This is a genomic window from Corticimicrobacter populi, from assembly GCF_003123725.1.
Taxonomy (GTDB): domain Bacteria; phylum Pseudomonadota; class Gammaproteobacteria; order Burkholderiales; family Burkholderiaceae_B; genus Corticimicrobacter; species Corticimicrobacter populi.
The window spans coordinates 275,252-287,444 of the sequence record NZ_QETA01000002.1 but is presented as its reverse complement, the minus strand read 5'-3'; the positions used below and the strand labels follow the sequence as shown (position 1 = coordinate 287,444).

At 61.4% G+C, this 12,193-nt stretch carries 13 protein-coding genes, 1 tRNA gene and 1 pseudogene; 6 read left to right on the top strand and 9 right to left on the bottom strand.

Annotation, left to right across the window (positions count from 1 at the left end; genetic code table 11):
* Positions 1-9 precede the first annotated feature (9 nt).
* Positions 10-630: a PAQR family membrane homeostasis protein TrhA gene (gene trhA / locus DD235_RS06615; protein WP_109061272.1), complete on the bottom strand. Its 621-nt coding sequence runs from the start codon at positions 628-630 to the stop codon at positions 10-12.
* 33 nt (positions 631-663) lie between these two features.
* Positions 664-1,131, bottom strand: coding sequence for a manganese-binding transcriptional regulator MntR (gene mntR, locus DD235_RS06610; protein WP_109061271.1), 468 nt, complete (start codon positions 1,129-1,131; stop codon positions 664-666).
* 200 nt (positions 1,132-1,331) lie between these two features.
* Here mntR and DD235_RS06605 point away from each other — a divergent pair, with 200 nt between their 5' ends.
* Genes DD235_RS06605 through DD235_RS06590 form a run of 4 tightly spaced genes read left to right on the top strand, consistent with a single transcriptional unit; the run spans position 1,332 to position 4,979 of the window.
* Positions 1,332-2,327 (top strand): metal ABC transporter substrate-binding protein, encoded by a 996-nt coding sequence (locus tag DD235_RS06605; protein ID WP_275667542.1) that lies wholly within the window; start codon positions 1,332-1,334, stop codon positions 2,325-2,327.
* Complete coding sequence (locus DD235_RS06600) at positions 2,324-3,229, top strand: manganese/iron ABC transporter ATP-binding protein (protein ID WP_109061270.1); 906 nt, start codon at positions 2,324-2,326, stop codon at positions 3,227-3,229. The genes DD235_RS06605 and DD235_RS06600 overlap by 4 nt, the downstream gene beginning before the upstream one ends.
* Positions 3,226-4,140, top strand: coding sequence for a metal ABC transporter permease (locus DD235_RS06595; protein WP_146193449.1), 915 nt, complete (start codon positions 3,226-3,228; stop codon positions 4,138-4,140). Before DD235_RS06600 ends, DD235_RS06595 begins: the two co-directional genes overlap by 4 nt.
* The gene (locus DD235_RS06590; protein ID WP_109061269.1) at positions 4,137-4,979 is read left to right on the top strand and encodes a metal ABC transporter permease; all 843 of its coding nucleotides are present in this window, start codon (positions 4,137-4,139) and stop codon (positions 4,977-4,979) included. The genes DD235_RS06595 and DD235_RS06590 overlap by 4 nt, the downstream gene beginning before the upstream one ends.
* Before the next feature lie 9 nt (positions 4,980-4,988).
* On the opposite strand, the gene DD235_RS06585 is transcribed toward DD235_RS06590, so the two are convergent.
* From DD235_RS06585 to DD235_RS06560, 6 genes are all read right to left on the bottom strand, one after another.
* Positions 4,989-5,900: a bestrophin family protein gene (locus DD235_RS06585; RefSeq protein WP_109061268.1), complete on the bottom strand. Its 912-nt coding sequence runs from the start codon at positions 5,898-5,900 to the stop codon at positions 4,989-4,991.
* 94 nt (positions 5,901-5,994) lie between these two features.
* Positions 5,995-6,071, bottom strand: a tRNA-Pro gene (locus DD235_RS06580).
* A gap of 51 nt (positions 6,072-6,122) precedes the next feature.
* Complete coding sequence (locus tag DD235_RS06575; RefSeq protein ID WP_109061267.1) at positions 6,123-7,049, bottom strand: polyprenyl synthetase family protein; 927 nt, start codon at positions 7,047-7,049, stop codon at positions 6,123-6,125.
* A gap of 204 nt (positions 7,050-7,253) precedes the next feature.
* Complete coding sequence (locus tag DD235_RS06570; RefSeq protein WP_109061266.1) at positions 7,254-7,691, bottom strand: type II toxin-antitoxin system death-on-curing family toxin; 438 nt, start codon at positions 7,689-7,691, stop codon at positions 7,254-7,256.
* A gap of 17 nt (positions 7,692-7,708) precedes the next feature.
* A complete protein-coding gene (locus tag DD235_RS06565) occupies positions 7,709-7,930 on the bottom strand; it encodes an AbrB/MazE/SpoVT family DNA-binding domain-containing protein (RefSeq protein ID WP_109061265.1) in 222 nt (73 codons plus the stop codon).
* Positions 7,931-8,092: 162 nt separating this feature from the next.
* Positions 8,093-8,692: a nitroreductase family protein gene (locus DD235_RS06560; RefSeq protein ID WP_109061264.1), complete on the bottom strand. Its 600-nt coding sequence runs from the start codon at positions 8,690-8,692 to the stop codon at positions 8,093-8,095.
* A 133-nt stretch (positions 8,693-8,825) separates the two neighbouring features.
* On the opposite strand from DD235_RS06560, the pseudogene DD235_RS06555 reads away from it, so the two are divergent.
* Positions 8,826-9,674 (top strand): annotated as a pseudogene (locus DD235_RS06555) (LysR family transcriptional regulator); the annotation flags it as partial.
* Positions 9,675-9,711: 37 nt separating this feature from the next.
* Here DD235_RS06555 and DD235_RS17005 read toward each other — a convergent pair.
* Positions 9,712-10,647, bottom strand: a complete 936-nt coding sequence (locus tag DD235_RS17005) for a LysR substrate-binding domain-containing protein (protein ID WP_109061262.1) — start codon at positions 10,645-10,647, stop codon at positions 9,712-9,714.
* Between the two features lie 108 nt (positions 10,648-10,755).
* On the opposite strand from DD235_RS17005, the gene DD235_RS06545 reads away from it, so the two are divergent.
* A complete protein-coding gene (locus DD235_RS06545; RefSeq protein WP_109061261.1) occupies positions 10,756-12,150 on the top strand; it encodes an L-serine ammonia-lyase in 1,395 nt (464 codons plus the stop codon).
* The last annotated feature ends 43 nt before the right edge of the window (positions 12,151-12,193 follow it).

Here is a 12,193-nt window from a genome sequence, read left to right as displayed (position 1 = left end):
CCGCATCGATCACATGACCACGTAGCCGGCGATCGCCAGGAAGTGCGCCGCACTGCCGGCCAGCACAAACAGATGCCAGATGCCGTGCCAATGTCGATAGCGCTCATCAAAAACGAAAAATACGATACCGGCGGTATAGATCGCGCCACCCGCCGCCAGCCAGGCAAAACCGGCCTTGCCCAGCCCCAAGGTCAGCGGCCCGAGCGCCAGCAGCACGACCCAGCCCATGACGGCATAGATCACGATGGACAGGATGCGCGCCGGCGAACGCGGCTTGATATCCTGCAGGATGCCGATCAACGCCAGTCCCCACACCACGCCGAACAGGCTCCAGCCCCAGGGGCCACGCAGGGTCACCAGGCAGAACGGCGTATAGCTACCGGCAATCAGCAGATAGATCGAAAAATGGTCCAGCTTGCGAAACACATTCTTGGCGCGCCCGCGCACGCTGTGATACAGCGTGGAAATCAGGTACAGCAGGATCAGCGTGGCACCGTAGATCGACACGCCCACGATACGCCAGGGATCACCGGTCAGGCCCGCCATGACCAGCAGCCAAGACACCCCGGCCACGGCCAGTACTGCGCCGGCCAGATGTGTCCAGGCATTGAAACGCTCACCGTAATACATCACGCACTCCCGTGTAAAACCTGCAGCGACCCATCATTCGCCCCTTGACTGACAGACATCCAGATAGTGGCGGAACGCCGCCAGCGTCGCCTCGCTGACATGGTGCTCCATGCCCTCGGCGTCCCGTCGTGCCGTGTCTTCGTCCACGCCCAGTGCCAGCAGAAACGCCTCGACCAGTTGGTGCCGCTGGCGACTGTACTGTGCCATGGCCTCGCCCTTTTCGGTCAGCAGCGTACCTTGGTAGGGGCGCAACACCACATAGCCTTCCACCTCCAGTCGCTTGAGCATTTTGGCCACCGTCGGCTGCGCCACGCCCAGCCGTTCGGCAATCTCGACCTGGCGAGCCTGGCCTGCGCTGTGCAGCAGGTCGGAGATCAGTTCGACATAGTCTTCGATGATTTCGAGCCGGTGCGCCTCGCGTACCTGCTGGAACCCCGCCACCTGCAATGTGGGATTCAGCAAACGGGCGGCCGTGCGCCGGGAAGGAAAAGTATCTGTCATGCGTAGCAATGCCATACGGGTGAGGCTGTCCAATTATCCCCCATCTCTCGGCTAAAAGCGGACATTTGTCGGGATGCAGGCAGGGATTTCCGTCAAAAGGCACGATAACTTTTAATTGCCTAACGTACTCTTAGAAAAAAATAATGGACAAAAGTCAATCAATTGCTATACAAAATATATAGCACTAGCTATATTAGAAAATGAAATTCATTCTTGATGAGGTAGACATGCCCCTGTCCACGCTGCAGCACACCCCACGCACGCCCATCCGGACTGGCCGACTCGGCCAGCGGCTGACACATATGCTGGCCTGCGCACTCGCTGCCGTTGGACTGGCCAGTATGCCCTGGAGTACGGCACAGGCCCAGCAGGAACAGGACAAGTTCAAGGTCGTGACGACCTTCACCGTAATTGCCGACATGGCCCGCAACGTGGCCGGCGATGCGGCCATCGTCGAATCGATCACCCGCCCTGGTGCCGAAATCCACGAATACCAGCCCACGCCCGGCGACCTCGTGCGTGCCCAGGGGGCGCAACTGATCCTCTGGAATGGCCTGAACCTGGAACTGTGGTTCGAGAAATTTTTCTCGCGCCTCAAGAACGTGCCCAGCGCCGTGGTATCCGACGGCATCGAACCGATCGGCATCGGCGAAGGCCCCTACAGCGGCAAGCCCAATCCACATGGCTGGATGTCGCCCACCTCGGCGCTGATCTATGTCGACAACATCCGCGATGCCCTGGTCAGCCACGACCCTGACCATGCCGATACCTACCGCGCCAATGCCGAGGCCTACAAGCAGCAGATCCGCGATGCCATCGCGCCCGTCCAGGCCGAGCTGGCTGCGCTGCCGGAAGAAAAGCGCTGGCTGGTCACCAGCGAAGGCGCTTTCAGTTACCTGGCACGGGATTTCGGTCTGCAGGAGCTCTACCTGTGGCCCATCAATGCCGACCAGCAAGGCACGCCACAGCAGGTACGCCGCGTGATCGATGCCGTGCGCGCGCACCATATTCCCGCCGTGTTCAGCGAAAGCACTATCTCCGACGCCCCTGCCCGGCAGGTCGCCCGTGAAACCGGAGCCCAATATGGCGGCGTCCTCTACGTGGACTCGCTCAGCGAACCGTCCGGCCCTGTCCCGACCTACCTTGACCTGCTGCGCGTCACGTCCGACACCATCGCCCAGGGACTCTCTCGATGAGCCTGGCCACTTCCCCGACTGCGGCAGGCACACAGGCACAAGCCGCAGGCCTGGATGTGCGCCATGTCACCGTGACCTATCGCAACGGCCACACGGCGCTGCGGGACGCCTCATTCGATACCCCGCAGGGCAGCATCACGGCCCTGGTCGGCATCAATGGCAGTGGCAAATCCACACTGTTCAAGTCCATCATGGGCCTGCTGCGGCTGGGGCGTGGCGAGATCCGCATCCTGGGCCTGTCGGTACAGGAGGCCATGCGCCGCAACCTGGTGGCCTATGTGCCGCAGAGCGAGGAAGTGGACTGGAATTTTCCGGTACTGGTCGAGGATGTCGTCATGATGGGCCGCTACGGCCACATGGGCTTCATGCGCATTCCACGCCGCGCCGACCGCGATGCAGTCGAGCAGGCGTTGCAGCGCGTCGGCATGCTGGAACTGCGCACGCGCCAGATCGGCGAACTGTCGGGTGGTCAGAAAAAGCGCGTGTTCCTGGCCCGGGCTCTGGCCCAGGATGCCCGCGTCATCCTGCTAGATGAGCCCTTCACCGGGGTCGATGTAAAGACCGAGGATGCCATCATCGGCCTGCTGCGCACCCTGCGCGACGAAGGCCGGGTCATGCTGGTCTCGACCCACAATCTGGGCAGCGTGCCGGAATTCTGTGACCGTACGGTCCTGGTCAAGGGTACGGTGCTGGCCTGTGGCCCCACGGGCGAGATCTTTACCCGCGCCAATCTTGAACGCACCTTCGGCGGCGTGCTGCGTCACTTCGACCTGCCGCAGGAACATGCCGCAGAAGGCATGGCCGTCGGCATCATGACCGACGACGAGCGGCCCCTGGTACTGCTCGATGGCCGCTTTTCAGTACGCGACCCGGCCCCTGGTCCGCAGGAGCCACGCACATGAGTGCCACCCTGCCCCTGTGGCAATACCTGGCCGAGCCATTCGGCTACGCCTACATGGTCAACGCCATGTGGAGCGCGGCGCTGATCGGCGGCGTCTGCGCCTTTCTGTCGTGCTTCCTGATGCTCAAGGGCTGGTCGCTGATCGGCGATGCGCTGTCGCATTCCATCGTGCCCGGCGTGGCCGGTGCCTACATGCTGAGCCTGCCCTTCTCGGCGGGTGCCTTTTTCGCGGGGGGGCTGGCAGCCGGTGCCATGGTCTTCCTCAACCAGCACACTCGGCTCAAGGAAGATGTCATCATCGGTCTGATCTTCACGACCTTCTTCGGGCTGGGGCTGTTCATGATTTCCCTGTCGCCCGCCAGCATCAACATCCAGACCATCGTGCTGGGCAATATCCTGGCCGTCACGCCGGGCGACACGCTGCAACTGGCCCTGATCGGCGGCATCACCCTGCTGGTGCTGCTGCTCAAGTGGAAAGACTTCCTGCTGGTTTTTTTCGATGAGACCCATGCTCGCAGTTGCGGCCTGCCAGTCACCACGCTCAAGATCCTGTTCTTTGCCCTGCTGTCGGCCTGCGCCGTGGCCGCAATGCAGACCGTAGGAGCCTTTCTGGTGATTGCCTTGATCGTCACACCGGGTGCCACAGCCTATCTGCTCAGCGACCGATTCGGGCGCGTGGTCGCACTGGCCGTGGCCATCGGCAGCCTGTCCAGCTTTGTGGGTGTCTACGCCAGCTACTACATTGATGGGGCCACCGGGGCTATCATCGTTTTGCTGCAGACGCTGCTGTTCCTGGCGGCCTTTTTCTGGGCACCCCGCCATGGCCTGATCGCCGTCCGGCGTCGCGCCCGGCTGGCTTCACAGCCACTGGCTGCCTGCGATACCCAGGCAGGAGGCCAGGCCACGCCATGATGATCCTGGACATGATGTTTGCACCGCTGCAATTCGACTTCATGCGCTCGGCCCTGCTGATCGCCGCCATCGTGGCGGTCCCGGCCGCGCTGCTGTCCTGCTATCTGGTGCTCAAGGGCTGGGCGCTGCTGGGCGATGCCATCTCGCATGCGGTTTTTCCCGGCGTGGTGCTGGCCTACATGCTGGGCCTGCCCTATGCCGTCGGAGCCTTTGTGGCCGGTATGTGCTGCGCCCTGGGCACCGGATACCTGCAGGCCAACAGCAGAGTCAAGCAGGATACCGTCATGGGCGTGGTGTTTTCCGGCATGTTTGCGCTGGGCCTGTTGCTGTATGTCTGGATCCGCAGTGATGTCCATCTGGACCATATCCTGTTCGGCGACCTACTGGGCATCACTGGCCGAGATATCCGGGAAAGCGGTGCCATCGCCGGCGTGATCAGTCTATGGATCATCCTCAAGTGGCGCGACCTGCTGCTGCACACCTTCGATCCCATGCAGGCACGTACTACGGGGCTGCGGACCGGCCTGCTGCACTACGGCCTGCTGGCGGCGGTATCGCTGTCGGTCGTCGGTGCCCTCAAGGCGGTCGGGCTGGTCCTGTCCATTGCCCTGCTGATCGCACCGGGGGCGATTGCCTTCCTGCTGACACGCAGCTTTGGTCGCATGCTGCTGGTAGCGACCGGCGTAGCCGTATCGGCCTCGGTGGCCGGCGTCTACCTGAGCTTTTTCCTGGACAGTGCGCCTGCCGCCACCATCGTGCTGCTGCTGTCCATCGTATTTATTGGCGTGCTGGTCGTGCAGGCACTGCTGAAAGGCAAGTCATCCGCACATCAAAGTTAGCCGCACGCCTCAGTTCAAAACATAGCCCTTGGCAACCGGTTGCCGGGTACGAGGCTGTTCGCCAATCATTTCGAACAGGGTGGCCTCGATTGTGTGTGACATCGCGTCCAGGGCGAGGTCATTGGCTTCCAGGCCAAACGGATCTTCGATCTCTGCGCCCAATGCCTCCAGCGCGAAAAAGGTATACGCAATGAAGCAGACAATCACGGGGGTCATGAGCCCGATGGCATCCTGCAGACCAAACGGCAGCCAGAAACAATAGAGATAGATGCACCGGTGAATCAGCACCGAGTAGGTAAAGGGGATCGGCGTCCCGGCAATCCGTTCACACCCACCCAGCGCCGTACTCAATTGCCCAAGGGTAGACTCAAAAGCCGGTGCCAGCGGCACGGCCACCTCACCGGCACGCAAGCGGTCCCGCAGCCATTCGCTCGCCATCAGCAGCGCGATGGCCGGCTTGTAGATCGCCTTGCCCACCCTCTCGGCTTCTGGCGGCGACAGGAACAGGCGCACATCCGGCATGGCATCCGTCCCCCGCAACTGATGCTTGAGCGTATGCACAAACACGCTGAGATCGTTGACCAATGCCTTGGCATGCTCGGGACGGGTATTGAGCGACAACGCCTGGCGTACCAGTGACCGCGTATCGTTGAGCACCTGCCCCCACAGGGAGCGGGCTTCCCAATAGCGGGCATAACTGGTGCTGTTGCGAAACCCCAGAAAAATGGCCAGTGTCACACCGATCAGGGAAAACGGCACAAAGTTGAGGGAAACCTTCCAGTCCAGCACCTGCCCGTGGATAAAGGTCACCAGTACCGCAAATAGGGTCGTCGCAATCAATTGCGGCGCAATGGCCGACAATACCGAGCCACGCAAGACAAACAGCATTCGCAGCCAATGCAGCCGCGGCCGGATAATCATGAGGACATCCTCAGACGATTTTTTTGCCTGGACACGCCAGGGGCCTCAATGCAAAAAAGTCAGACTAGTTTCCTAGTCTGACTTTTTCATATCCTGGTCGGGGTGAGAGGATTCGAACCTCCGACTCCTACGTCCCGAACGTAGTACTCTACCAGGCTGAGCTACACCCCGTCGCGGGCTTCAGAAACCAGTCGCGAAAAGCTGTTTTAGAGCTTTTTTTGCCTACCGATCTCTTTCCACTGCGAAAGCGCAAAAGTTTAACAGAGAATCCTTGAAAATGGAAGCGGGGAAAAAATCGAGCGCGCGACGCGCCGTTTCCGCTTCAGCCAGAGCCGCCTTGCGGGCATGCTCAAGTGCATCCGAAGCATGGATCGTGCGGGCGATCAGATCGAAGTCTGCCTCACCGGTACGAATGGCCTCACGCACCAGTTCTTGCTGTTCCGGTGTGCCGGTTTCCATGATGCGGATCAGTGGCAGCGTGGGCTTGCCTTCGCGCAGGTCATCGCCCACGTTCTTACCCAGTGCACCGGCATCACCGCTGTAATCAAGAATATCGTCCACCAGTTGGAAGGCAGTGCCGATATGGCGGCCGTAGGCCGCGGCTGCCTCTTCCTGTTCGGGGGTGGCCCCCGCCAGCACCGCACCGACCTGGGCGGCCGCCTCGAACAGTTTGGCAGTCTTGTAGCGCACCACTTCCATGTAGCGCGCTTCGGTCACGTCCGGATCATGCACATTGAGCAACTGCAGCACCTCGCCCTCGGCGATGACCGTCGTGGCACCGGAGAGGATGGCCATGACGCGCATCGAGTCGGCCTGCACCATCATCTCGAACGAGCGGGAATACAGATAATCGCCCACCAGCACGCTGGCGGCGTTGCCGAACACTGCATTGGCGGTATCGCGCCCGCGACGCAGGTCAGACTCATCGACCACGTCATCATGCAGCAGCGTGGCGGTGTGAATGAACTCGACCACGGCAGCCAGCAGGTGATGATGATCCCCCTTGTAACCCAGCGCCCGCGCCACCATCAGCAGCATGGCCGGACGCATGCGCTTGCCGCCCGCGCCGATGATGTAGTCGGCAATCGTGCGAATCAGCACTACATGGGAATCAAGCCGGGCACGAATGACGGCATCCATCGCCTTCATGTCGTCGGCTACGCAGGCAAGCAAGTTAGGGGAAGGTTTCAACGCAGATCCAGCGAAAAAAGCCGTCGCGTCCTGTTTGCATCAGGCCTCGCGACAAGCCAGGTCATCGGGTCATCCGCACGCCGGGGGCAATGCGGGTACATGGCTGCAGCCTGCTATCGGAGCCAGGCAAGGTAAGGGCGATTATACGGCAGCAACATCGATTTACATCTGGTCGGAGCCATACAAAGCAGAAGGCTCATGCAGACGGTCGCCTGCTGCAGCCACAATCCTGACCCTCAGCCATCCAGCAACGTCAGCCTCGGTCAACGTACCATCGGCCAGCCCAATATATTGCGGATAAAGCTCCAGGTCATCTGCCTGTAGCAAACCACCATTCAACTCGATGAAAACTTCACATATCACTGCTGCGGTACGTTTGTTGCCATCGGCAAATGGATGATTGCACGCCATGCCGAAGGCAAGGCTGGCAGCCAGTTCGGCCAGGTCCGGAGGGGGATTGCCATAAGCATATCGCTGCTGCGGACGCGCCAGCGCAGAATCCAGCAGGTTTTCATCACGCACGCCCGCCACCCCGCCATGTTCGGCAAGCTGCCGGTCATGAATTGCCAAGGCCAGTGCCTTGCTTATCCAGATAATCATGACTGCCTCCCTCGACCTTACTGGGCCAGTTTGTGCAGCAATGCCTTGCGCTTGCGCATCACTTCTTCCGCCACCGCCATTTGTGCCGCCAGCGTAGGATCATAGGCAGTCAGGCGGATGCCGTCGGGGGTTTCGATGGCGAACAGTTCATCGCCCTTTTCCAGACGCAGGCGCGTCAGCAGTTCTTTGGGCAGGATGACACCGGCAGAGTTGCCGACGGCGGTGATCTTGAGTTTCATGATGATCTCCATCAGGTTATAACTAATGTTATCACTTAATCGGTGGAACAGATTTTTCATCTCGCCCGCCACCGCAGAAAAAGAACAGCCCCGCAGACAAGGCCTGCAGGGCTGTCGAATATGAGGCACCTTGCCCTGGCAGCGGCCAGGCCGCTGCCTCGATCAGGCGAACACGCGGAAGCGTTGCTCGTCGTCGATGAAGCTCTTTTCGCCGAAACCGCCTTCGTGCGAACCGAAGGGCATCTGCGCGCGCAGCTTCCAGCTGGCGGGGATATTCCACTCGGCAGCGGCCGCAGCATCAGGCAGCGGATTGTAATGCTGCAGGCTGGCACCGATATTGGCTTCTGCCAGTGCATTCCAGACTGCGAACTGGGCCATGCCGCCCGACTGCTCGGACCAGATCGGGAAGTTGTCGGCATAGGCGGCAAACTGCTTTTGCAGGCCGGCAACCACGTCCTGGTCTTCATAGAACAGCACCGTGCCGGCACCGGCTGCAAAGCTGTTGATCTTGGCTTCGGTGGTGGGGAAGGCATCTGCCGGCACGATCTTGCGCAGCGCGTCCTTGACGAAGCCCCAGAACTTGTCGCTTTGGGCACCGAACAGGATCACGACGCGCGAGCTTTGCGAATTGAAGGACGACGGCGTATGGCGCACGGCTTCCTGAATCAGGACAGTGGCATCCTGCTGCGACAGCGGCAGGTTCTTGCCCAGCGCGTATTGGGTGCGGCGCTTCTTGATGGTGTCGATGAACGAACTGCTCATGCTGAAAATTCCTTGGTGTGATGTGTTGGCGGATACCAATACGGCATGGATCAACTATATACCAACCAAAAACAGAACGTAATCCGATTTTGTGGATAATATATTTCCATAAACAGAACAATCAGGAGCCATCATGCATCCAGCCGACCTTGATGCCAATGACCTGCTGCTGTTCCAGCGGGTCGCCGAAACCGGCAGTCTCAGCCGTGCGGCAGAGCAGAGCGGACTGCCGCGCTCGTATGTATCGCGCCACCTGTCGGCGCTGGAAGCACGGCTGGGCGAACGGTTGTTCCATCGCAGCACGCGCAAGCTCGCCATGACCGACTTCGGCGCAGGCCTGCTGGAGCACACCCGAGACCTGAGCGACAGCATGGCGCAGATCGACAGCTACGTCGCCTCGCGCAGCGGCCTGCCAAGCGGACGACTGCGGATCTCGATGCCGCCGGACTTTGCCGACCAGGCACTGCCAGCCGCCTTCTTCCCCGACTTCATGGCGCGATTTCCAGGCATCCGACTGGAGCTCGACCTGTCGGCCCGGCAGGTAGACATCATCGGCGAACAGTTCGACCTGGCCATCCGTGCCAGCCGCAACGGTAGCCTGCCCGACGATGCCAGTCTGGTCGCCCGTCCGCTTTTCCCACATCGCTGGGCGGCCTATGCCAGCGCCGACTACCTGCAACGCCAGGGCATGCCAAATCATCCAGCTATGCTGGAACAGCATGAGGTGCTGGCGCTCAGTTCCACTTCGGGACGCCCGCGCACCTGGGCATTGCAGCACCAGGAAACCGGTGAACAATGGCGCGGCCTGCCGCCCACCCGCTTTCAGTGCAATTCGCTGCGATTGCTGCTGCACATGGCCCTGCGCCACCAGGGCATCGTCCTGCTGGGACGCCACCATGCCCAGGACGCACTGGCCCAGGGTGCGCTGCAGCGCATCCTGCCTGACTGGGAAACCACACCATCCCAGACCTGGCTGGTCATGCCCGGTCGCCGTCTGGTTCCTGCCGGCGTGCGGGTTTTCATAGAGGCGCTGCAGGCGGCTGTGCCTGATGCAGCAACCAGTCATGCACCGCCCGGATCCGGCGATCATCCAGTGCGCCAGACGGATACACAATCCCATAACGCTTGCCCGTCGACACCCGGCGATTGAAGGGTTCGACCAGCACGCCACTGGCCAGTTCGTCGGTGGTCAGCGCGCGCCGCGCAATAGCCACCCCCATGCCGGCGATGGCAGCACCAATGGTCAGGTGATTGCGATTGAACATATAGCCGCGTCGCACATCCACATCGGCCGCACCGATCTGGCGCAGGTACTGCTCCCATTCTGCATACGGCTGGCTACCGCGCCAGGCGGTCATGTCATGCAGCAGCGGAAAATGCCTGAGGTCGGCTGGCTCGGTGAGTGATGGCCCCCGCTCCAGCAACGCCGGCGCGCAGACCGGGAAAATATCCTCTTCCATCATCAGCGAAATCTCGAAGCCCGGATACACCCCGTCATTCAGGTCTATCGCCAGATCGAACAGGCCCGGCAGCAGCGCCTGGGCACTGTCTTCCGCTTCGATCCGCAGTTCGATCTGCGGATAGCGCCGCTGGAAATCAGGCAACCTCGGCACCAGCCATTTGGTCAGAAAGGAAGGCACGGCCCGCAGTCGTACGATCCCGCTGAGATGGCCACCATCAAGTCGGTGGATTTCCAGATCGACCGCGCCATAGGAAGCCTCGACCACCGGCAGCAGGCGTCGCCCTTCTTCGGTCAGCGCCAGGCTGCGTGGCAGGCGTCGGAACAACCGAAAGCCCAGCCATTCTTCCAGTTGGCGGATCTGCTGGCTGACCGCCCCCGTCGTGACATGCAAGGCATCCGCGGCCTGGGTAAAGGACAACAGCCTGCCACAGACCAGGAACACCTTGAGCCGGGCATGGATCTGCCCTGGTATTTCGCGCCTATCGTTTAGCATTTCTAAACCCAATCCAGAATTCACGCATTGAATCGCGCAGCATTTCCGATAGGATACCCTCATATCTACAAAATAACTGAAGCATCGCTTCCACCCACAGAGATTCAAATGTCCTTCATCAGCGTGCTCGACCTCTTCAAGATCGGCCTTGGCCCTTCCAGTTCGCACACCACCGGTCCGATGCTGGCCGGTCTGACTTTCCTGTCCGCACTGACCCAGGCCGGACACGCCAGGGAGCAGGTGCGACGCCTGGAAATCCGTCTCTACGGTTCGCTCAGCGCCACCGGCATCGGCCACGCCACCGACCGTGCCGTAGTGGCCGGTCTGTGCGGCTTCGATCCCGCCACCGCCGATCCCGACCAGATGCAGGCCACACTGGACACGGTGCGCCAGGATGGCGGTCTGCCGCTGGGCGGCGTACATGCCGTGCCCTTCGAGTGGTCCCGCGACCTGCGACTGCTGCCGGTTTCGCTGCCCTACCACCCCAATGCGCTGCGCATCACGGCCTACGGAGAAGGGGCCGTACTGCTCGAAAAGACCTATTACTCGACCGGCGGTGGCTTCATTACCGACGCCGACAGCCTGCATGATGGAGCCCAGGAAGACGACGGTCCGGACATTCCCTACCCCTTTGCCTCCGCACGCGAACTGCTGGCGCTCTGCGAACTGCATGACCTGGATATCGCCGGGATCATGATGGCCAACGAAAATGCCCTGCGCCCGGAAGCGGAAACCCGCGCAGCCCTGCTGGCACGCTGGCAGGTCATGCAGGCCTGCGTGGCACGCGGCCTGCGCAAGGACGGCATCCTGCCCGGCGGCCTGGAAGTACCACGACGCGCACCGGGCCTGTACCGCAAACTGCTGGCGTCCGAAGCCGGCTCAGGCCAGGACGGCAGGCACGCGACCCTGTTCGGCGAGATGGACTGGGTCAATCTGTATGCGCTGGCGGTCAACGAGGAAAATGCCAGCGGTGGTCGGGTCGTGACAGCCCCCACCAACGGTGCCTCCGGCATCATCCCGGCCGTGCTGCACTTCCATGTACGGCATCACCCAGACTGCCCGCCCGACGATATCGTCCGTTTCCTGCTCACGGCAGGCGCAGTCGGCTCGCTGTGCAAGCGCAATGCATCGATCTCGGGTGCGGAAGTGGGTTGCCAGGGAGAAGTCGGCGTGGCCTGCGCCATGGCCTCGGCAGGACTGGCCGCACTGATGGGCGGCACGCCGCAGCAGGTTGAAAATGCGGCAGAAATCGGCCTGGAGCACAACCTGGGCCTGACCTGCGACCCGGTCGGCGGACTGGTGCAAGTGCCCTGTATCGAACGCAATGCGATCGCCTCGGTCAAGGCCATCAACGCTGCGCGCATGGCCCTGCATGGCGATGGCCGCCACCTGATTTCGCTGGATCAGGCCATCCGCACCCTGCGTGACACCGGGCGCGACATGCTGACCAAGTACAAGGAAACGTCCGAGGGTGGCCTGGCCGTCAGCTACGTGGAGTGCTGAACAAATCCGGTTTGCATGACAACGAAGGCCACCCTTCAGTATT

What these genes read in the sequence shown, in the direction of transcription:
- trhA (WP_109061272.1), bottom strand. Translation starts at nt 630, where the DNA reads ATGTATTACGGTGAGCGTTTCAATGCCTGGACACATCTGGCCGGCGCA.
- mntR (WP_109061271.1), bottom strand. Translation starts at nt 1,131, where the DNA reads ATGACAGATACTTTTCCTTCCCGGCGCACGGCCGCCCGTTTGCTGAAT.
- DD235_RS06605 (WP_275667542.1), top strand. Translation starts at nt 1,332, where the DNA reads ATGAAATTCATTCTTGATGAGGTAGACATGCCCCTGTCCACGCTGCAG.
- DD235_RS06600 (WP_109061270.1), top strand. Translation starts at nt 2,324, where the DNA reads ATGAGCCTGGCCACTTCCCCGACTGCGGCAGGCACACAGGCACAAGCC.
- DD235_RS06595 (WP_146193449.1), top strand. Translation starts at nt 3,226, where the DNA reads ATGAGTGCCACCCTGCCCCTGTGGCAATACCTGGCCGAGCCATTCGGC.
- DD235_RS06590 (WP_109061269.1), top strand. Translation starts at nt 4,137, where the DNA reads ATGATGATCCTGGACATGATGTTTGCACCGCTGCAATTCGACTTCATG.
- DD235_RS06585 (WP_109061268.1), bottom strand. Translation starts at nt 5,900, where the DNA reads ATGATTATCCGGCCGCGGCTGCATTGGCTGCGAATGCTGTTTGTCTTG.
- DD235_RS06575 (WP_109061267.1), bottom strand. Translation starts at nt 7,049, where the DNA reads ATGAAGGCGATGGATGCCGTCATTCGTGCCCGGCTTGATTCCCATGTA.
- DD235_RS06570 (WP_109061266.1), bottom strand. Translation starts at nt 7,691, where the DNA reads ATGATTATCTGGATAAGCAAGGCACTGGCCTTGGCAATTCATGACCGG.
- DD235_RS06565 (WP_109061265.1), bottom strand. Translation starts at nt 7,930, where the DNA reads ATGAAACTCAAGATCACCGCCGTCGGCAACTCTGCCGGTGTCATCCTG.
- DD235_RS06560 (WP_109061264.1), bottom strand. Translation starts at nt 8,692, where the DNA reads ATGAGCAGTTCGTTCATCGACACCATCAAGAAGCGCCGCACCCAATAC.
- DD235_RS17005 (WP_109061262.1), bottom strand. Translation starts at nt 10,647, where the DNA reads ATGCTAAACGATAGGCGCGAAATACCAGGGCAGATCCATGCCCGGCTC.
- DD235_RS06545 (WP_109061261.1), top strand. Translation starts at nt 10,756, where the DNA reads ATGTCCTTCATCAGCGTGCTCGACCTCTTCAAGATCGGCCTTGGCCCT.